The 21,582-nt window shown below is 31.0% G+C and carries 17 protein-coding genes and 1 tRNA gene; 4 read left to right on the top strand and 14 right to left on the bottom strand.

Annotated features, from left to right (window positions below):
- Positions 1-242: 242 nt before the first annotated feature.
- A complete protein-coding gene (locus EAG11_RS00350) occupies positions 243-1,211 on the bottom strand; it encodes an App1 family protein (RefSeq protein WP_129537367.1) in 969 nt (322 codons plus the stop codon).
- A gap of 62 nt (positions 1,212-1,273) precedes the next feature.
- Here EAG11_RS00350 and EAG11_RS00355 point away from each other — a divergent pair, with 62 nt between their 5' ends.
- Positions 1,274-2,143, top strand: coding sequence for a diacylglycerol kinase family protein (locus EAG11_RS00355; protein WP_129537368.1), 870 nt, complete (start codon positions 1,274-1,276; stop codon positions 2,141-2,143).
- Between the two features lie 44 nt (positions 2,144-2,187).
- Here EAG11_RS00355 and EAG11_RS00360 read toward each other — a convergent pair whose 3' ends face one another.
- On the bottom strand, positions 2,188-3,333 hold the full coding sequence (locus EAG11_RS00360) for a peptidogalycan biosysnthesis protein (protein WP_129537369.1): 1,146 nt from the start codon (positions 3,331-3,333) through the stop codon (positions 2,188-2,190).
- A 135-nt stretch (positions 3,334-3,468) separates the two neighbouring features.
- Entirely contained in the window at positions 3,469-3,957 is a 489-nt protein-coding gene (locus EAG11_RS00365; RefSeq protein WP_129537370.1) for a DUF1761 domain-containing protein, read from the bottom strand.
- Positions 3,958-4,265: 308 nt separating this feature from the next.
- On the opposite strand from EAG11_RS00365, the gene EAG11_RS00370 reads away from it, so the two are divergent.
- The gene (locus EAG11_RS00370) at positions 4,266-4,571 is read left to right on the top strand and encodes a hypothetical protein (RefSeq protein WP_129537371.1); all 306 of its coding nucleotides are present in this window, start codon (positions 4,266-4,268) and stop codon (positions 4,569-4,571) included.
- A gap of 742 nt (positions 4,572-5,313) precedes the next feature.
- On the opposite strand, the gene EAG11_RS00375 is transcribed toward EAG11_RS00370, so the two are convergent.
- The 3 genes from EAG11_RS00375 to EAG11_RS00385 form a co-directional block, all read right to left on the bottom strand.
- Positions 5,314-6,834, bottom strand: coding sequence for a glycosyltransferase family 39 protein (locus EAG11_RS00375; protein WP_129537372.1), 1,521 nt, complete (start codon positions 6,832-6,834; stop codon positions 5,314-5,316).
- 104 nt (positions 6,835-6,938) lie between these two features.
- Positions 6,939-7,439: a GNAT family N-acetyltransferase gene (locus tag EAG11_RS00380; RefSeq protein ID WP_129537373.1), complete on the bottom strand. Its 501-nt coding sequence runs from the start codon at positions 7,437-7,439 to the stop codon at positions 6,939-6,941.
- A 184-nt stretch (positions 7,440-7,623) separates the two neighbouring features.
- Positions 7,624-8,343: a S24 family peptidase gene (locus EAG11_RS00385; protein ID WP_129537374.1), complete on the bottom strand. Its 720-nt coding sequence runs from the start codon at positions 8,341-8,343 to the stop codon at positions 7,624-7,626.
- A gap of 264 nt (positions 8,344-8,607) precedes the next feature.
- On the opposite strand from EAG11_RS00385, the gene EAG11_RS00390 reads away from it, so the two are divergent.
- A complete protein-coding gene (locus EAG11_RS00390; RefSeq protein ID WP_129537375.1) occupies positions 8,608-10,311 on the top strand; it encodes a hypothetical protein in 1,704 nt (567 codons plus the stop codon).
- Between the two features lie 118 nt (positions 10,312-10,429).
- Here the strand turns inward: EAG11_RS00390 and EAG11_RS00395 are convergent, their stop codons facing one another.
- From EAG11_RS00395 to EAG11_RS00405, 3 genes are all read right to left on the bottom strand, one after another.
- Entirely contained in the window at positions 10,430-11,653 is a 1,224-nt protein-coding gene (locus EAG11_RS00395; protein ID WP_129537376.1) for a PorT family protein, read from the bottom strand.
- Between the two features lie 362 nt (positions 11,654-12,015).
- Complete coding sequence (locus tag EAG11_RS00400; RefSeq protein ID WP_129537377.1) at positions 12,016-13,011, bottom strand: HPP family protein; 996 nt, start codon at positions 13,009-13,011, stop codon at positions 12,016-12,018.
- A gap of 206 nt (positions 13,012-13,217) precedes the next feature.
- Positions 13,218-14,084, bottom strand: coding sequence for an AraC family transcriptional regulator (locus tag EAG11_RS00405; protein WP_129537378.1), 867 nt, complete (start codon positions 14,082-14,084; stop codon positions 13,218-13,220).
- Positions 14,085-14,233: 149 nt separating this feature from the next.
- Between EAG11_RS00405 and EAG11_RS00410 the strand changes: the two genes are divergently transcribed.
- Positions 14,234-15,502, top strand: a complete 1,269-nt coding sequence (locus tag EAG11_RS00410) for a M24 family metallopeptidase (protein WP_129537379.1) — start codon at positions 14,234-14,236, stop codon at positions 15,500-15,502.
- Between the two features lie 86 nt (positions 15,503-15,588).
- On the opposite strand, the gene EAG11_RS00415 is transcribed toward EAG11_RS00410, so the two are convergent.
- From EAG11_RS00415 to EAG11_RS00435, 5 genes are all read right to left on the bottom strand, one after another.
- Positions 15,589-15,660: transfer RNA gene (locus tag EAG11_RS00415), tRNA-Glu, on the bottom strand.
- Positions 15,661-16,129: 469 nt separating this feature from the next.
- Positions 16,130-17,398: a DUF2268 domain-containing putative Zn-dependent protease gene (locus tag EAG11_RS00420; RefSeq protein ID WP_129537380.1), complete on the bottom strand. Its 1,269-nt coding sequence runs from the start codon at positions 17,396-17,398 to the stop codon at positions 16,130-16,132.
- Positions 17,399-17,953: 555 nt separating this feature from the next.
- A complete protein-coding gene (locus EAG11_RS00425) occupies positions 17,954-18,508 on the bottom strand; it encodes a porin family protein (RefSeq protein ID WP_129537381.1) in 555 nt (184 codons plus the stop codon).
- 87 nt (positions 18,509-18,595) lie between these two features.
- A complete protein-coding gene (locus tag EAG11_RS00430; RefSeq protein WP_129537382.1) occupies positions 18,596-19,750 on the bottom strand; it encodes an AraC family transcriptional regulator in 1,155 nt (384 codons plus the stop codon).
- A 356-nt stretch (positions 19,751-20,106) separates the two neighbouring features.
- Positions 20,107-21,318, bottom strand: coding sequence for a PQQ-binding-like beta-propeller repeat protein (locus tag EAG11_RS00435; protein WP_129537383.1), 1,212 nt, complete (start codon positions 21,316-21,318; stop codon positions 20,107-20,109).
- Between the last annotated feature and the right edge of the window lie 264 nt (positions 21,319-21,582).

Consider the following 21,582-nt stretch of genomic DNA (forward strand, 5'->3'; position numbering starts at 1 on the left):
AAAAATCTGCATTTCTAATGTTATAAAAAGAGCTTCTAAAGTCGCTTTTTTAAAACAGGAAATGCAGATTTTTTTATTCCGGGCTTTTTGCTCTATCTGGGCTATTTTTTAGTATTCAGTATTTAGTCTCAGTCAAATGTCATACTGAGCGGAGACGAAGGGCAATCTCAGTCAAAGAGTTAGTCTTGGTTTTTTGCTTTTCATCTTGCATCTAGCACATTTTACAGCCCGCATTTCACAGATCACATTATAATACCAATCCTTTTAGAATGTTCAATAGCCTCGCTGCTATGCTTGAAATAACAAACAGAAACTTCCAGGTTTTCTAAATTTTTCAGAATAGTTTCGGTTGCTTCTTTTTTATACTTGCCAGTTTGCCTTATATAAACTGCTTTTACTGTTACAGGAAATATTTTGCAAATTCTTTCATATAATATTGGATCATGTTGAGAGTCATCGCCTAGTAGAACATATTTAAGATTTGGATAAAACTCCAAAACATGCTTTATTTTTTCAAACTTATGGTCATGATTTCCTCTACCACTCATAAAAAAGTCAGACATTCCAGTTTTAATATCTTTTAATAATATTACAGCCCTTGGTAAATCATGGATTTTTGTAAACTGAATAATAAATCGATATAAATTCCATTCGCTGCTTGAAATATAGAAAAAAGCATTTTTTTCATTTTTATTGTTTCTTCCAGCAGAACTTAGTGCTTGATAATGGGGTACGACATCATCAAATATTTTGCGATCATTTACGTTTCTAAAGAGTAGAATGTATAATTTTCTAAAAAAGTTCTTTGTGTGCGAAATCAGGAAAGTATCATCAATATCTGATATAATTCCTAAATTTCCTTCATGAGGTCTAATGAAAGATGCCGAAGAAGTTATTGTTTCACTTTTATGAGTAATACTAACTTCATAGTCCATCCATCCAAAACCAGTTTCTTGTTTTAGAGGGATACAAAATTTAAAAAAACCATCATCAAGGGTTTTTGTGTGGATTTGTCTATCACCATGTTTTAAATAAACATCGTAGTTGGGAATCGTTTTTATTTGAAAAAGTTTAAGAACCGAAGTAGCATTTTTGAAATTTTTCTTTTGAAAATCATAATCATTAGCCGTTGATGGTTTAAAAATGTGTCCCATCACAATTAGTTCCTGATCATTAGCATATCCGCGATATAATTTTAAAATAGGTTTCATTAATTGTGTACTTTTGGAATAACTAGTGTAAATTACTTTTGAATAAATATAAAGATAAAATTTTGAAACGAAATATCTTATTTGTTGTAAACCCTATTTCGGGTGATTTGGATAAGTCTGAGCTTATCGAAACAGTAAAATCCTATGCAGTAACCTGTCATATTAATTTAAAAGTTTATGAAACGACAGGAAAGAATGATGTTACTAAAATACAAGCGCTCTATAAAGAGCACTTGCCTAATCGGGTTATTGTTGCAGGCGGAGATGGTACTGTAAAGATGGTTGCCGAAGCAATGGAGCAATATGATGTTGTTATTGGAATATTGCCTGCAGGATCAGCCAATGGTTTGTCTGTTGATTTAAATTTGCCAAAAACACTTGAAGAGAATTTAAGTATAGCTTTTCATAGTAATTATATCGAAATGGATATGATTTCTATTAATGGTAAAAAAAGTATTCATTTAAGTGATATTGGACTGAATGCCGATTTGATTAAGAACTATGAAGAAAGTAATATAAGAGGATTTTGGGGTTATGCATCACAAGCTTATACGACTATAAAAGAATCAGGAGATCCGTTTGTTGTAGCCATTACAGCAAATAACCAAACGGTAGAACATGAAGCAAGGATGGTTGTAATTGCTAATTCTCAAAAATATGGAACAGGGGTTGTAATTAATCCAAAAGGAACTGTGAATGATGGTAAATTTGAATTGGTAGTTTTAAAAAATTTAGATTTGATAATTCTTGGGAAAATAATCACAGGAAACATGCCTATTGACTCAGATGATATTGTTATTATTTCGACAGATAAAGCAGTCATGAAAACAAATTATCCAGTAAGTTTTCAGATTGATGGAGAGTATTGTGGAGCACAAACGGAGTTAGATATTCATATTTTGCATAAGCAAATGAAAATTGCCATTCCTTAAGAATTTTAGATAGGGTTTGTCATTTTATTAAAGAAGAAATATATTTATTTAAACGGATTTCGTTCCTTCCAATCACTTTTTGGTTCTAGGTAATTAAAAAGTTTGGCAATATTATGATTGATTAAAGCGTTGCTGTGTGTGATAAGTCCGTACATTTTAACAGGTTTTGCGCCCACAGAACTTTTTATTTCCAGAGCAGTTCTGGCGAAAATAATTTCTTTAAAATCTTTGTTTATAGAAAATGCGATCATATCGTAAAGCATGTTTAAGTACAGCATTTTTTCGCGTTGGATGCTTTCGTCGTAACCTAAAAAATAAGTATCCATGAGGGTTCCATTCATGATTAAGGTGTTGAAACCAATTAATTTTCCGTCGATAAAATAGCCGTAAAAAAGAAACTTGTCTTGTAATGTTTCTTTAAAAACTCTGAAGTGATTTTTTGCTAAGAAAAAGGTGTTGAATGGAGCATTTTTGGCAACATGGTAATACAAGTCATAGATAGTATCTTCAAAAGCTATGATGTCATTTAGATCCATTTTCTTTTTCTCGATTCCCAAGGCTTTTTTACGAGTACGTTTGTATTGGTCACGATATTTTTTAGACAAAGCATCAATATAATCGGTTTCAGTTTTCCAGTTTTCATTGATCTTAAAAATCATGTTTGGCTGAATAGAAAATGTGTATCCTTTTTTAAATTCGGTAGAGAGGATCTCAATTTCTTTTGCCGAAAAATCTTTAATAGTTGTAATATGAATCTTCTTTCCTTTGGATTTAAAATCTTTTTTTAATGCATTAATAGCTTTGTGTATTAATTTAATTGCTTTTGGCTGGCTTATTTTCTCAGAAAAAGAAAATGCATTTTGTCCAGTAAGCATATTATTTCCAACAAATAAAACATGCGAAGCAAATTTTTTAAAAGCAAAATTACGAACTGTAGTTTTTACACATTGATCACGTTCTCCAAACGATTCTAATTTATTAGAATCTAAAAACTGCGTGAGAGTAATACCAACTAATTCAGATTCTTTAAAAAGTCCGATATAATGGCACGACATATTAGTTGGGGCAGATTTTTCTAATACCTCTAAATATTCTTTGGATAAAAAAATATTATGGTTAGCTAAATCATTCCATGATATAGGAAGTGACGCAATGTTGTTGTAAATCTGGAAGGAATAAGATGCATTCAAGGTATGGGTACTATATTTTTCAAATTTACTTAATAATAACAGAATATTATAATTTATAGCTTATTTAGCTACAGTATACTTAAAAAAGAAATCCGTTTGATTTTTATCTTTCAAACGGATTTTTATATTTCTATTTTATGCCCAAGCGCAAATAATTCCACCCATTATGGTTAAGGTAAGAATCCAGTATCCAGCATGAACGAAAATATATTTCCAAGATTTTCTTTCAAATAAACCGTTAATAGCAAGCATTGGAAAAGCAAAAAAGACTCCAGTTAGAAACCCATGAAGCGAACCGTGTTTAAAAGTGCGATAAGCAGTTCCATAATCGGCCATAAAAGCTGCAAAAGAGGGTTTAGCACTTTCTAGCATCGGAGGACCTCCAACCATTCCTATTGCTCCGGATTGATGAATTGTTAATGCCGAAACAATTATCGTTATCATTAAGGAAAATATATAAGTCAATCCGAAAATTTTCAGCATGCTTCCTTTTTTAAGATCATCTGGAGTTATTCTGGCTTCTCTCATCCAGATTGTTCCAAAGACTTTAGGATTATACCAGATAAAACCAGTAACAAGAGTGGTTAGTGCTGAAGCAAAAAATGCTAAGATATTCATTTCCATAAAATTAGGTTTTAAGGTTAGTTGTTCAAATTTAATAAAATATTAAATACTAATTACATCGATTGAAATCATCTTAAATAATTAAGTTTTTTGTGTTTAATATGTGTTTAATATGTGTTTTTTGTGAAGTATTGATAATTAGGTATTAAGGGAGTTTTAAATAAAGCAGTAATGAACTAACTGTAGTTATGCTTTTTAAAATTTCAGAATTAATTATGAATGTAAAAGATTTTTATTAGTAAATTTATATTTCAAAAGGCTAGGGAAGCCTTATAAATGAAATTATACTTAATTTAAATTGATAAACTATGAGAGTACAATATCAGGGAGAACATAACGGAAAACCTACAACATTCGAAATAAGAATAATAGGTAATAATCTTTCAAAATCTAGTTCTAATTATCAAATTGATTTATTGGTAGGAGATAATAAATTACCAATAACTTCATCAATGATTCACCAGAGTTTATCAAATTGTTTAAAAGATATTTACTTATTCCGAAAAGCAAATAATATTAAGTTTGATGCCACTTCAGAAAAAGTTTTACCAAATATAGTACCATATGATTTAGTACTCTATAACTATAATAAGAATATGCTGTTTATGGCATGAGGAAGGCGCTAAGGCTTTTAGAGGTAAAGGTTTAAAGTTTTAGTTTGAACATGATATTGTCATTCTGAGCGGAGTCGAAGAATCCCACGAATAGCTCCTCAAACTGTGTTGAGCTACTTGCGGTTCTTTTACTATGCTTAGGATGAAAGCATTAAGAAGCAGTTTTGTGTTTTTATGATCAAACTAAACTTTGTTTCTTTGGGACTTTAACCCTTTTATTTCAATAAATATCAAACAGACTATAATAATTATTTCAAGGACAAAATAAGTTAATCCCAATATTGTTAGCGTTTGAAAGTGATAGAATATAAGCCCAGTTGTGAGGCAACAATATAGGATATTAGCGACTACAATTACGCTAAGAAAGTTATTCCATTTGCTAGAAATAAAGTAATAACAGCATAAAGAATATAGTGCGAAAGCCAATGCTAAAGCAGATAAAAAGTAAAGAGTTTTTTGCGGCATGCCAAAAGCATTTTGAAATCGTATCAAGATAAATCCCAATAAGAAAGTAGTTAGAAATGCACCAATACTATCTAAAATAAAAATATTTTTTGGTTTAGAAATCAGTTTGGTTATTATTAATTGGATGCTGTTAATCATTTATTCTTTAGTTTTTAAGATTGTATTCTTGCTATCATTCATAATTATAATCATTTTGGTTTTGTATGCTCAAACTAAACCTTTTTGGCTTTGATTAACCCTTTACAATTCAGAGACTCAAAACCTCAGCACTCCCATTTCAGAATTTTTTAGATTCTTTAATTTCTTCAATAATTCGTTTATTAATATCAGTTTTTGCATCAGTAAATACAAAAATAGTTGTTTTGTACTCTCTGGCATTTTTGTTAGTGATAGAACCAGCTATTTTAGATGTATTAAAATAGGGGCTAGTTTCTGCAAGTTCATTGTCTTTTTCATGGTATTCTTTCACGCGTATTAAGTTGGTATATTGTATGTCAAGCTTAAACCAATTTATATAATCCGCATTAAAAGAAACCGCTTTAATTCCTTTTTTTGTATAATAATTTATAGCACCTGCCTGACCATAATTATCACAAAGAATCAACGTTTTTTCGGGATTAGCAATGGTTGCATAAGCCGAATCAGTTTTACTGGCGAGTTCTTTCCATCCCAACATGTCGGCATAATCTTGTGGTAAATGATGGTCTTTTCCATCTTCCCATCTGAGCATGCCTAGTTTTTTATAGTCCTCAGGGTGTTTTATTATATATTCGGGACTTTTATTCGGGAATGATAAATTGTACATAGGGACAAAAAATAATAGCGGAATAGCGATGAATACTGGTTGCAGATAACGTTTCCAGCCTGATTTTATAATTTCAGAAAGATATACACTACCAAAAGCGATATAAATAGGATATAGGCCTATGGCGTAATAAGCTTTGGCTTTGAAGTATAAGAAAACAAGTAGTGTGAAAATTATAGAAGCAAAAAAGAATCTATATTTTTTAAAAGGTTTATAAAACAATAGTGCATATAAAGATGAAAGAAGCACAAAGAAGGAGCCTATGAAATAAAGCAATTGCTTTTTTAAAAAGTCAAAACGATCCATATTTACTAATTGTGTCTCGGCTAGTTCTTTCATATGGTGAATAACTGGGAAATGGTTATTGTATTGCCATAAAAGATTGGGTAGTATCAGTACTAATCCTATAGCCAAGGCGATGTAAAGTTTTTTTTCTGTTAGCATTCGCCTTTGTTTAGACAATAAAAGAGCGGGAAGCAAACCTATAAGCAGGAAAAGTATATTGTATTTGTTAAGGAAGCCAAGGGCAAATACGATTGCTCCTATAAAGAGCCATTTTGTTTTTTCGGTATTGATGTATTGAATTAAGATATAATAAAAAGTAGTCCAGCATAATACATCTAATGAGTTGGGTTGATAAAGTATGTTTATTCGTAACAATGACGAAAATAGAATACAAGTTGCACCAAGAATCAAAGCGTACAAATTTCCGTTGAGTTTTTCGATAGTTTTCCAAACAATTAAGAGTGTCAAAACGCCAAAAAGGGCAGGGAAGAATTTAACCCAGAAAACAGAATTCCCTAATAATAGTATGATATAAGAAATCCAGGAGGTAGCAGGTGGTACTGATAAATAGCCCCAAGCCAAGTGATGCGCCTGATCGAGATGCAGGTATTCGTCACGTTGCAAATCATATTCAGGACTTATAAGTGAATATTGTAAGATGAATTTTAAAAGGATAAATCCGAGTAAGATTATAGTTTTTTTAGACATAGGTTTTGGGGGCTAAAAAAGGTTTTGTTAATTCTTTAACTAATATATAATTTATTTAAATTTATAATATATAGCTGTAAATTAATAAGTTATGCCTTATGTATTTATGCGTTTTGCTTTAATTCGTATTCGATATGATTATCCGCTAAATCGGCAATTTTGATAAAGTTAAGACGCTCCAAAAGTTTTATCGCATTCCTATTATCTTGAGATGTTTCGGCCCATATGCGGTTTAAACCAATTTGGCTGATACCGAATTCTATGGCCAAAGTCATTGCTAAAGACATATAGCCTTGACCTCGGTATGCAGGTAACAAAACACAGCCGAGTTCGCCAGCTCCACTGTCAAGACCGCGATAATAACCACAAGTTCCGACAATTTTATTTGTACTATTTTCTACAATGCCCCAATGAATTGAGTTACCATCGCTGTAGTCTTTGTTAATTTTAGCCTGCATTTCTGCTGCTTGTTCCGCTGTTGTTGCTTGAACGGCATCATAATATGAAATTTCGATAATGTCTTTAATGTCTGTGGGAATGATTTGTCGCAACGAAATTGTAACGTCAGTAATATTTGGAAAACTAGAGTAGGGAGGTAAATTCATTATTTTTGGTTTTAACAGTTTGGTTCTTATAGTGTTTAGCTAATATATGATTTATTTTAATTTAGTTTTATATAGGAATGGTATGAAACAAGAAAGCTTCAGATTTCTCTGAAGCTTTCTTGTTCTAGGGCGTACTGTGAAGGAAAGAGATTAACTCTTAAATGTATAGTTATGTGACTTTAATTTAATGCGTAGCATTTATTCTAATAGATGCTTTAACCAGGGCTAGTTCTTTAATATTTGTAAAAAGAACTTCTTTAGGTTGGTGTTGCGTATTTTCGCTTACTAATTTTATCCAATCATCCCCTTTATCAGATTTCTGTATCCATTTAATCATAACTAATTCTTCAAGATCATCGGTTATTAGATAAACCAAATACATTTCGCCCCAAAAGATGTTCTGAATAACATTTTTCATTCTTTTATACATAATAATATCTCCGCTCTTTAAAAGGGGGTACATGCTGTCACCATTTACATGAATAGCGCCATCACATTTAGGTAAATAAGGTATTGATATAAAGTCTATTGGGTCTTGATTTGCATCTTGAAATATAGAAGCAATTCCTGCAGGAGCTTGTATGTTATATAAAGGAACTTGTTGGTTTTGAATAGCCTCTTTATTTTCAGGATTGTAAGAATTAGTACCGGGTTCGTGAACGGAACCATTTTTTATATTGGATCGGTCTCCAAACTTATGAGATTTTAATATCATATCCCCATTACCAGTTAAAAGCCATTCCATGCTAACTTCAGGATAAGCATTGAGTATATGCTCTATTTTTGATACGCCAATGTCTTTTACCTTATCTAAAAAACCATTAGAAAGCCCAGTTTCGATATAAAATTTTCTTCTGCTAATTCGTTTGTATTTAATAAGTTGTAGTATTCTATCGGTTATCATTTTATTTTTTTTGTAGATTATTTACTCAATTAGTTGTGATATGTAGGATATACTCTATATATTTGTAATATTATAAGAAAAGTATTAGGTAAATAACAAACGTACAAAAAAAAAGTACAAATATGATTAAGAAGCAGGGACATTAATACTTTGATTGACAAAAAGGATTGACAAACTTTTAAGTTTCGCAGTATTTAGAAGATCAAAAAAATAATATTAGGTAGACATTAGAAAATGAGTTGTTTTAACATGTAAAAATGAATTATGGAATATCCGATTAAAATAGCAAAAAGTACCCCCCATTATGAACAATTAGTAAAAGCAATTTCAGACTTGCTTCAGTTTATTGAAGCAGGAGCAGTTTATGTGTCATATAAAGGCAATAATGATGCAGTTATAGTAACATTTATACTCAAAGAGAATTGCAGTCAGGACGGAGATGTATTGGGGGAAACTGCATTTAAGATTATTAAGTTATATCCCGATTTTGTTTTTAAATTCATTAATTCTAAATGGGCCGATTACGGATTTAGAAAAGGAAAACTATTTTTTATTCAGCATTGTACTTATAAGGAATTGGTTTATTTTGAGCCAGATTCAAAAGTATTCTATCCAAGGTTAGCTATTTCAAAACATATAACTAAAAAAGCCAAAAGACGATTTGAGTTAGATATTGAATCAGCAGTGGTGATATTTCGTAATGTGTCGATTTATAGAAGGAGTAATAAGAGTATAGATACAGCCTTTGCAATGCATCAAACGTTGCGTTATATCTTTATATGTGCTTCAGAGTTTCTTATGCCAGAGTTTATTAGCTCGACCTGTTTATTAGTACACTACGATTATATTATTGATTTTGCACCCACTTTTAAAGCCATATTAAATAAAGATATTCAGGAAGATAAAGAAATCTTAATTATGCTAAATACTGCATATAATAGTGTACAGCAAAATCTTGATATGGTAGCTATAGATCTTACACTGATAGATGCAACAAAAAACAAAATCGAATTAATGCATAGAGAGATTAACAGGCTCTTTTATGAATATATAAAAACGTGTAAGCAAAAAGTAAGAGCGTTAAATAATCAGGACTTTTTAGGAAGATCTATTTTTAATATTAAGATTCAGTCTAATTACATTATGGAGGATGCACTCTCCGGAATAAGTGATGTAATTACAGGATCCTTTAAGAAAGTAAGAGCAATATATTGTTTTGGATACACTACAATTCATGGGGATAATGGAGACAGAAGTGCAAATTATAGCAAGCAACTCCCTAGTTATCATTTTTATTTACTGGTACTTAATTTAGAACATATCGAAAATGGTGTAACACTATTGGAAACTCTGATACAAGAAAAGTTTGGAGATAAGTACAAAGTGACTATTCTTAATCATAGTGTTAATTATTTACGCAAGAAAAATCATAATCAGAAATATTTTTTTAATGCAATTATATCAAATGGACTTTTGATATATAATAATCCTTTATTTCTTATTTATTCTAAAACTTTTGAATTAGAAAGGGAGATTGATTTTGTTAAAAAATTTTATGATAGTAAAATGGTACTGGCGCAACAATTTCTTAGTCTTGGAAAAGATTGTCTTAGTGATGATGCGACAACTATGGAAAATGAATTTTTGCATAAAGCGATGAAGCAAATTGCAATTGCACATATTCATTTGTTTTTAGGATATCATACAGGTAGGTTTTCAATGAGTACTTTATTTTATTTGTTGAAATATATACAAGAAATTGAGCTCCCTTTTACTTATGCAGATAATGAAGAGAATTTAATATTTCAATTCCTGTCTTTTAATTCAGAAAGGGTGAAGTATAAAGAAGTACTAAGGAACGCTACAGAATATAATAACTTTCTCAAAGAGATTTGTGTTGGTTTTTTTGAGCAGGCAGAGTTAATGGCCAAAAAGGAATTTATAAGACTAGAGAATGAAAGCAAGTAATACTTTTAGATTTGAGTTTTTTGTCTAGATGATAAGATTTGAAATAATTATATCTCAAAAAAAACAAAAGCTTCAGGTTTCTCCGAAGCTTTTGTTTGGTATAGTTTAACGTGTTTTGTTAAAATATTGTGTATCCTATAATTACAGAAAATGAATTATAGTCTGCTTGCCAAAAAGAATACTTAGATAGTAGTTGTCTGTTTGTTTGTAGTCTTACTTCTAAGCTGTATTTATCCATAAATTTATAACCAGCTCCAATTCCGAAATTACCTCTAGATCGATCTTCTGCAGAGCCAAATCTTGCTCCGTCTGCTCGGGTGTACTCAAAAGATTTATTTAAGGTAATATTAAAAACGTATGAAAGATTAGCAAAAAGTTTCGATTTGTCATTAAGGAATAAATAATGTCTTAAACTTAACGGAACCTCAATCGAAGAGTATTCAATTTTTCCATATAACTTGCCTCCATATATTTGGGTGACATCAATCGAATTTTCACTGCTGAAACTCTGATAAGTTGGCTCAATTGCAATAGCCCATTTGTTTCTATTATAAGGCAATATGAATTCAGCCTCAAGTCCAATACCAAAGCCTAATTTATTTCCGAAATCAATTTTTTTTGGGTTAGAAATATAATTTTGTGAAGATGCAGAAGTGTTGTTCAAACGAGGTCTGATAGATAAATTGAATAGATCTTGTTTTGTCTTTTTTTCATAATTAATATAACTTGAATTGTTACATTTATTATATTCAGTAAAAAATTTAACTAAATCCTTTTCTCTATATTGTAAATTTCTAACATCAGTTATTTCAATTGAAGAACATTGTAAATCATTCCATAGTTGTTGTCTAAAATGATTATTTTGAGCTATTTTATCGATTGAACTTAGGTATTTTTTATAAACTAGTTGTTCCAGATTAGCGTTGTCTACACTGTAAAAGAACTTGAGAGCGTTACCGTTGTCATATAAATATAAATTAGCTTTTCCTTCAACTAATACGTTTAAAAAAAGTTGTTCTTCAACAAAAACTGGATTTTTGTCAGTATTCAAGTCATCAAGTTTTGTGCTTGATTTGTCTATTTTTACAGTTCTACGGATGTATTTTATATTATTGTATATCGAAAATTCTTTAATCGAATTAATAGACGCAATTTCTAGCTCACCATCTTCAGATAATTTATATTCAAATGTAGTTGGGTTGCTTCTCCAATCTACGTTTTTAATTAAACAATCGATTTTTTGTCCTGAATTATCTACATAGTACCCTTTTTCGAAAATAATTTGAGAGTAGGCATTGAAGCCTAAGAACATGATTAAGAGTAATAAAAGGTGTTTTTTCATTTTTGTTTTTAGTTAATTGTTAAAGTGGTTTGGTTTTTTAAATGATGTTAATGTAAAAGGGTTTTAGGTTAAAAAAAGTACAACTACTGATCCATATAATTAAGCCTCTAATAGTGAGATTAAACTTAGTTTTATTAGAAGTTGTATCTATATTAAGGTGTCTCTTAAAACGATGGCGAATATATAATTTTAGTTGTAAATTCTTATGTTTTTAAAAGATTATTTGCGAATAAAAAACTTACTTAGTTATATATTTAAGAATTGTTAGTTGCTTACGAAGCATGCTCATGTTTACGTACACAAGTACATATCTAAGTTTTTTATGATGCAGTATTAGGGTAGCTTTGATAGTATTAAATTGACTACATTTTGCGGTTCGGACGCTTTATTCTTAATCTTATAACTTGAGGTACAAAGCAAACGAAAAGCTGAGCACGTCTCCATCGATGGCATTTTTGAAAAAAGAACATGGCTACAAATAGAAATACGCCTGTTCCAATAGCTACCTGAAAAGGATAGGAAAGTATATTTTCTTGGGGAATAATCATCGGTACAAGGGCAATTGCGCAAGCAGGAGCAAAAGGTTTACCGACAATTTCAAAAAGTATAAAAAGGCATGAAAATAGTAATAATGCCGTATCTACTAGAGGTAAACCCAATATTGAATAAAGATAATATTGAAAAAGAGTTCCTAAAACAGCAGAAATTACCATTATTGAATAAACCTGAACCGGACGATTACGAAAACCAGCTTTAGATGAACTAAATTCTATAAACATCACCACCAACGGAGGTACTATAAAATATATTTGACCAGTAGATACTGGAATTACAGCTATAAGCAGTAACCAAAAAAATAACTTGATCCAGTGTTTCGGATTATGGATGTGCTGTTTTTTGTTGTGTAAAAGGGGAGTTTGGCGTAATTTATTTTTCTCTAGAAACCACTGCCCTGTAACAACTAAAATACTCATGATAAAAACAGAAACAGGATAAACTAAAGAATGAGTTCCCATTAATACAGGTAACATTGCTGCAGATGTTATAGGAATTAGCGTGGTACGTGAAGTAATAAGACATAGCGAAGTAAAGACAAAGGAAATGGCAATATTAGCCAGTAACGGAAACGGAGAATAACGAACAAGCAGGATTCCGAAAACGGCACAAACAGTCATTAGTACAATTAGCATGGGTCTGCTTACAGTCCATATTTTTTTATCTATAACCCATAAACCAAGAACTAATGCGGCCATTTCGGGAAATAGAATTTCTTTTTCATCTAGCCATTCCGAAACTCCTATCATTAAGCCAATCATGATGAGTGCAAATAGGTATCGGATTAATTTATGTTTGTCCATTTGAGTTGCTATAATAAAAAAAAGTCTTGTTTGTATGCAAAATTAAGATGTTCAGCATACAGAAGCAATGGACAAATATGGATATTACCTAGACAAATCTGCTATTGAGGATGACTTTTATTTGTATTATAGTCTTTCTCAAAAGAGTCATTTCGAAAAACCAAGAATTTAGTTAAGTAGCTATAAAGTAGTATGTAATTTTTATTTTACTTTCTGTATTCAGTAGGAGTCATATTTGTGTATCTTTTAAAGTAACGGCAAAATAGTGAAATATCAGAAAAGTTAAGTAAGTCGGTAATTTCTTGAATGCTTGTATCTGTTGTTTTAAGAATAGATTTAGCATGAGTAATAACAGCTTCAGTTATCCATTCTGAAATCGTTTTTTTTGTTTGTTTACGTATCGCAGTCGTTAGATATTTAGGAGTCAAATTCATTTTATCTGCATAGAAAGTAATGCTTCTTTCTTTTTTGTAGTATTTCAGCAGACATTGAAAAAACTCGTTGGTTAATTGTTCAGGTCTGCTTATCTTTTTTGTAGTATAATTTCTTTCGGTATATAAAGTTCTTATATCTATAATTAAGGCACAAAGCAGATAGCTAAGAACATCTTCTTTTCCTTTTTCTTGTTTTCTATAATAATGTGTAGCAATAGAACTATGATGAGCTTGAAACAGGTTGAGGTATTCATCGCCTAGTAACTGGCATGGATTACTATTTATTTTCTCTAAAAGATTGAAATCGTTAGCAAATTCAATTTTTGAAATAAGATCATATGAAAAAAAGATAGTGTCAATATGTAAATCGTTAGAAATCTCAATTGGATCCATCATCGAATCGGGTAAAACAACCATAAGAGTGCCTGGCTTTAATTCTTTTTCCTGAAAGTTGATTTTTAGTTTAGCATATCCTTTTACACATATCGCACAAATAATTCCATCTACTAGATGAGGATGATCTGTTAGGCCTATTCGTACTGCATCTGAGGATCTGTTTACTGCAATTCCTTTTATCTCTTGTAAACCAACTTCTTTGGCTACAGCAGCAACATCATAAGATCTTATTTTTTCTTTCATAATAAGGTGTATTTGCACTTTATAAGTCTAAATATAAACTATTAATGTTAAAATAAAGAACATATTGCACAATTTATCTCCGTTTTTGTTAAGAGTATTTGGTTCAGCTTGCTTTTACTTTGTAATAGTTAAATTAAAAGATTACAGTTATGAAAACAAAATTGAATATTCCGGCACCTTTGACATTGAAGGAACGTGATCGTCGTTGGCAAATAGCTCGCACTATTATGGCAAATAATGGCTTAGATACCCTTATTATTTATGGAGATCGTGAGTCGGCAGCACCAGCCCCGTTTTGTATCGATCATTATTTTACAAATGACAGACTTGGTTCTGTGGTTGTGTTTTATAAAGATAAAAGTCCTGTTGTTATTACTTTTGCTCCAATGATGATTGCCGACCATATGCAAGCCGAATTACGCGGCGATCAGCAGTGGATCGCACCAGAGCAAATTTATGTCGGGAAAACAGGGGAGAACATTGGGCGAATGCTTAAAGAAATAGGATTGCCTGAAAATCCCAAAATCGGAATCATAGGATTAGAGCCATATCCACCGTTTTATTTTGATGGTGCACTTCCACATCGTACATGGAAAGGAATAATGGAAGCATTCCCTAAAGCAGAACTCAAGCCAGTATTTTTAGATTTCTTTAAACTTGCAGCACCCAAAAGTGAAGAAGAATTAGCATTAGTGAAATATGCAGCTATGATTGGAGAAGCGATGAGTGAAGCCATGCGAATGACTGTAAAACCGGGAGTAAGTGAAGCAGAAATTGCAGCAGCAATAACTTCTACTTGTATTTCTATGGGGGGATTTACTGCAGAAATATTGATGGGATCAGGACCTGAATATATGGGATGGGGGCCACCAGCATGGCAATATCGCTCACAAGCTCCTCGTATTATTCGAGAAGGAGATATTGTATTGTCTGAAATATTTGCCCTTTATGGAATGTATGAAACGCAACATCAAGCAGCAGTTGCTGTTGGAGAAATTCATCCCGATTTAGAACGTGCAGCACAAGTGGCTCGTGAATGCTACGAATTAGGCGTTGCTAGCTTAAAGGCAGGGAGTACTTTTGGAGAAGTGGTTGATTGTATGGAGAAACCGCTGTTAGACTCTAAAGGATGGCATGTACATCCGCTTATTCATAGTATTAATCCGTATGGGCCAATCGGATTTGGTACAGCTCCAGGTATAGAGATTTTGCCTCAAGCTAAAAGATATGGTAATGTAGGAAGACTGCCTAATCCGGGAAGAGACATTGTTTTGCAGTCTGGAATGACGTTTGCCTTTGAGCCTAATTGTGCTTTTGGAAAACATCTAGTAAATTTAGGAGGAACAGTCGTTGTCGGAGAAAATGGAGGGATAGAATTGAATCATAATGCTACACATTTGATGCGTGCCGAATATTAAAAGTAGATTTTTACTTATAAGCACAGGTTAAGATAAAACCTATTGCATAAAAAAAGCTTCAGATTTCTCTGAAGCTTTGTTTTTAGTAGCCCGTAGCGGAATCGAACCGCTCTTACATGGATGAAAACCATGCGTCCTAACCGATAGACGAACGGGCCTGCTTTTGTATTGCGAGTGCAAAATTAGAACTAATTTTAAGATATACAAGTAAGATCTAAAAAAAACTTTTTTAATTATTTTGGAAATATTGCATTTAGAGATAATCAATCGAAAATAAATTTAATTAATCAAGATGTATTTATTTGATTAATAATGGTTTGTTTTGGATGGAAAAAAGGGTAAGGGGTATTTATCTCTTCTTAATATCAAATTAATATTTTTTTATAAAATTGAAATTTATTTATTTTGAAAGAATAATCTTGTGGTTTTTGCGTTGTGTTTTTTTAAGATGGTCACTATTTAAAGGGTTTTAATGAGAGGTTACACTACTATTTCCCGACTTCGTTTCAGTAATCTATCATGTAAATAAAATTTATATTTTCTAAACTGAGTAGTAAAGCAGTCTAAAAACAAAAAGCTTCAGATTTCTCTGAAGCTTTGTTTTAGTAGTTATAACGGAACACTACTTTATTTTATCCTGCTTACTTTATCCTCCCAACCGCTTTCGGCTAAAAATTTTCTATAATCTTGAATATTTAGTATTTCAGAAATGGCTTTCTTTTTGTCTTTTGCATTTTCGTAATATGCTTTACAAATTTGGTAACCAATCCAATAACCTTGGTCTGGTGGATTGTTTTTTGAAGATTGTTTTGAATTTGCAATCCAATTATTGTATCTGTTAAAATACATGTCTTTTGTGAACTTTTCCCAAATTGCCTTTTCTTTTCCTTTTGCCCAATTCATTAAATCTGGATTTGCAGTGTCTCCACTTATCAATTCACCAATAAAATCTGCAGCTCCTTCAACTATTACATAACCTAAGGTAATGGTGTCTCTCTTTGTTTCTTGTTGAAAGTGAATAAGTTCATGTGCGATTAAGTTGGGTAAATATTTAATTTTGTTTAATCTTGTTTTTAGCCCTTCACTTAATTCATCTGTTGGTATTTCGTCACTTTGACTTGTTTGATTTAAGCCAATTAATAAGCCATTTTTTGAAATGGTTCCGCCACTTGTAAAAGCACCAATTACAAAATAAATATCTGGATATTTGGCAGTAGGATAGATATCTTTTAAATTTTGAAATGATTTTTTAAAATCCTTTTTATAATCATCAACTTTTAAAGTGTTTTTTCGGATAGATTGATAAAACTTAGGAGCAGATTTTATATGGTTTATAAACTGATCAATACTACCAACTTTACTACCAAAATAATCATTCATCCCAATGCTTGCTTTGTCAAAGTAATTAGTTTTAAAAATCTCTTTGTACTGAGTTGGGTTTTTGTTGGCTAAATCGTATGCTTTCCAGAATCTATGAATATCTTCAGTAAAAAACGAAACTTTTGCGGGATTGCCGTTTAGCTGTTTTGTTACTTTAAGCTTTTTTACAAGATTATTCCATTCGCTATTTCCATGAAGTGAATTTAAGTCAGAATCATTTATAATATTTAATTTATCATCATAGCCTAGATCTACAGCTTTGTTTATAAAAATTAAAGCACTGTCTTTTTTATTTTGAAGAGCCAAACAACAAGCTGCATTATAGAAAGAGCTTCCTTTTCTATTGGGGAAATCAGCAAACTGTGATGCTTTTATATAAAAATTTGTAGCTAAGTTGTAGTTTTTTTCTTTGTACAAACTATCTGCAATGGAACTGTAATTTATTAAAGATTCGTTTTGCCCGAAACTATTAATGTTGAATAAGAGTAAAAGTAATACAATTTTAAAATGTCTCATTTTCAGATTTCTATTTGTTAATTTATTGGAAGGTTTCATTTAGGTGGTACTCAACGTCAGCTTATCTAAAAACGTATGAGCATCATTTCTCAAGTAAATGTAATTGATTTTTACTGCGATATTTCTTATTGGGACAAAATAAGAAGTTCATTTTCAAAAAATAAATGCTTTAAAGATTTTAAAAGTATCTTAAAGCTTATAATTAGTTGATCTTTAGGGGATATTCGAAATTGTTGTGAATTTAGTTAGTTCTCCAAAGTATGCTAATGAAAAAGTGCGAATGTTTCCTGACTTCGTTCCCACAATCTTTATCTAGGAAACAAAATTGATGTTTCTTAAGCGGAGAAGTAAGCAGTTTAAAAACAAAAAGCTCCAGATTTCTCTGAAGCTTTATTTTAGCAGCTCTAACGGGACAATTCTCGAACCGTTTTGTGAATGATTTAAGAATATTGAAAAGAGCAAAATGATTAATTCAAAATTTTTAGATCCTCTAAGAAATGATGAGTTAATACATTTATGATGCAGCTTGTAATTTTATTATAGTATTATTAAGTTTTAGAAAAAGAAATAACCAACTGATAGCTGGAATACTCCGTTTTTATTTTTACTAGAAGATCCTTCTATATTATTGATATCAGTTAATCCCAGATTATATCTTGCACCAAAATTAAGTCCGTTGTCAAGTTTATAGCCTACACCAAAATTAACACCAAAATCAAAAGTATTAAACGAATCTTTTACATTCGTTTTCTCATTTTTAGCGGCAAGTAAAAAACCTATTTGTGGTCCAGCTTCAAGACTCAATCCTTTTGTTAAATAATATTTTCCCATTAAAGGAATGTTCAGATAACTTAAGGCAATTGTATTATCGTCAAAACTATATCCCTGACCAGAATACATTAATTCAGGTTGAAAAGAGAATTTATCAGAAAGTGGAATTTCTGATAAAACACCAAAATTAAATGATGTTACGACATCTATACCTTTGGTATCATCTCCGCTGATAGATGCAAAGTTTAAACCTCCTTTAGCTCCAAATTTAATTTTTTGGGCATTAACATTTGTAAATCCTAAAACTGTAATAACAGTTAGTAATAAAAATTTTTTCATAAAAAGTGATTTGAATTATTAAGTGCAAAATTCACATAAGAAAAACTAGAAAAGGTTCCAAAAGCTTAAAAATGTATAAAATGGTACTTATTTGCTGGTATTTTTATATTCATTTGGTGTTTGACCGGTAACTTTTTTAAAGGCTTTATAAAAAGTCGTTTTTGAAGTAAATCCAGATTCTAATCCCATCGCCAACAAATTATAGTTTTCATATTCCGAATTTGATATCATCTCCTTGACAGCCTCCACTCGATATTGATTGATATAATGGGCAAAGTTGTCTCCTGTTATCGTGTTTACTATTTGTGAAACATATCCGGAGCTTATACCTAGTTTTTCAGCGACCTTTTCTCGGTTTAATGTACTATCAGTATAAATGTGTTGCTCTTTGCAAAGAAGTTCCAGTTTTTGAAAATAAAGATTATCTGCCGTGATAGATTCTCTGTATTCTTCCTGGGTATTATTTTCTTCTGATAGGCTGGTTTCTATAATTTGGAGATTGGGAGACGAAACAACTAAATTGGTATTTAGAAAATTATAGATGGCATCTTTATTTTTGGCAAGCCTATATTTGTAAATTCCTATATAAGCTGTCCAGTGCATTATTAATGTTGCCGATATAGCCACCCCACTCATGGTAGAGGAAATATCTAATTGAAAAAACAGACCAATCAAATAGGTCGTTAGCCAGATAAATAAGAGCAAATACATGATAGTTAATAAGGTAATGACCCATTTTCTCTCTTGAGGGTCTTTTAAATGCCTTATCATAAAATAAGAGTAAAGAGGTAGAAACAGGATGATAATAATGACCAATAAAATCTGAATCAGCTGAAGTATATTGATTAGGTACATGTAGGACTCAGGGATTTTATAAATTCCTGCTACATGATCAAGTTGGATTGTAATATTAAGAGTAGTAGAATAGACAAATGGAATATAACACAAATAAATTTTTTGTCTGTTTTTTACTGCATCATCAATACGGTTTATAATAAACAAAAATGTGAAAACAGGTAATAGAAATACCCAATCGATAGCGTCTATAAAAAGTATTAAAGGATAGGATGTAAATACACCTTCAATTTCAAAAACATAATTTAATAAAACAATGGAAAGTGCAAATAGTAAGAAGGCCAGGTATTTATTTGAATTACTATTGAATATAGAAGACTTTAAAATAATTAAGCCTAAGACTATTCCCTGAAAAATCGCAATATTTAAAAGTGTTGTATAAATCAATTTTTTAATATAAAAGTTGTTTTAATATTTTTCAGGATATTATGATAATTAGTCATTTTTTTAAAACGTAGCTTATTTCATAATAATTGACAAGGCGAATTTATATTAATGCTGATGAACTTTCTTAAGGGATTAAGAAATGATTAACTAAAATGACCTGCTCCCCGAAGCGTTCTCATACAGGCGAATGTCTTCTAGCTTCGCACTTGTAATCTGAATCAGAGATTGTTTTGTAAATTTACACAAACAAAAAAAGCTCCAGATTTCTCTGAAGCTTTGTCTTAGTAGCGGATAATATTGAAACTTAATTTTATTTTGATAAAAGCCTTCTGATGCTGAGAAAGTTTCTTTTCTTGTTATTGAATTAATTTTATGTATGCACTATAGATGTCGTCCTTAAGGGAGGTTCGCATATAATATACAATTTCTTCTTTATCTTTTATATTGTATTCAATTAAACCAGCATCACAATAATAATAGAACAAGTTATCATCTTCAGGAAATTCGATATTTGAAACAGGTAGGGTTGTTAATTTAATTTCTAATACTATTTCACCATTCGTTAAGTTTAGTTTAAAAAGTTTTCCTTTACGAGTATATCCCCAAATTGTATCATCATGTTCGGTGATATATTCGATATTATCATCTTTAAAATCAGTTTTCCATAGCTGAGCTCCTGTTTTTGAATCAACAGCATATACAGAAGAAACTGTGGAACCTTGTGCAGCTAAATATACTTTTTTGTCTTTGCAGAATATGCGTTCCTTGATATTATGTTGATTTTCATCTAATTTAAATTGCCATAAAATGTCTAGTTTATCAGGACTTAAGGCAAAAAGAAGATTTTTTTCATTTGCTATAAATACATTCTCACCATCTGTTACAGGTTTTCCATGCATAGGTTCTTCAAAGCTTTTTTGGTTAAGAACTTTTCCTGTATTGGCATCAAAGCTATAAACATTCGAAGCACTTTGAGTAAAAATTTTGTTATCAAAAAAGAGTACTGGAATGTCGTTATTTGGAGTGTCTAATTTGTAGCTCCATGATAAACTCCCGTCTTTTATATTAAGAGCATATATGTTACTGCTTTGATCTTGGTTTTGAGCAGTTATATACAGTTTTCCGCCATTTATAATTGGAGTTTGATCTTTTAGAACGATTTGATCAGTAATGTTGCCTAATCTTGATTTCCAAAAGGCCTCACCAGTTACGTTGTCTATTGCAAAAATTTCACCGTTTATAAACGGAACATATATAACGCCATCATGTATGGTTACTTTATTTGCACACATTTCAGTATTAGAATCTGTAGCTTTTATAGTCCAATTAATATCTTCGGAGTCGAAATCATATGAAAAGATAGAGCCATCGTAATCATAAAGTAGGATTGCTTCTTCGTCTAATTCAACTTTTTTAAGCGGACTTATAACCTTATTAGTAACTGCTTCGCTAAGAGGTAATTTATCATTAGAATAATTCGTTTTATCAGGTTTTGATGTGGCTGTAATTTGGCCAAACATATTTATAACAGTAAATATAAATAAGATAGTTATTAGTTCTTTTTTCATTTTTGTTTCTAATTGTAATGTTTGATTTGGGTTCAGTATTTTATTCTTAAAATACATTAATGTTGGCAAATATAAACGAAAAAAGCTTCAGGTTTTTCTGAAGCTTTTGTTTTAGTAGTGGGAAACATTCAAATAGCGAATCAGTTTATTGAAGAATGCGAGAGAATTATTGCTTATAAATTTTAATGATTTATATTGAGAAAATATTCCCAATTTGGATAGCTTTGTGTGGTTTTTTGCACACATTAAATAAGTTAACGGTAA

This window comes from Flavobacterium sp. 140616W15, assembly GCF_003668995.1.
In the GTDB taxonomy this organism is placed as follows: domain Bacteria; phylum Bacteroidota; class Bacteroidia; order Flavobacteriales; family Flavobacteriaceae; genus Flavobacterium.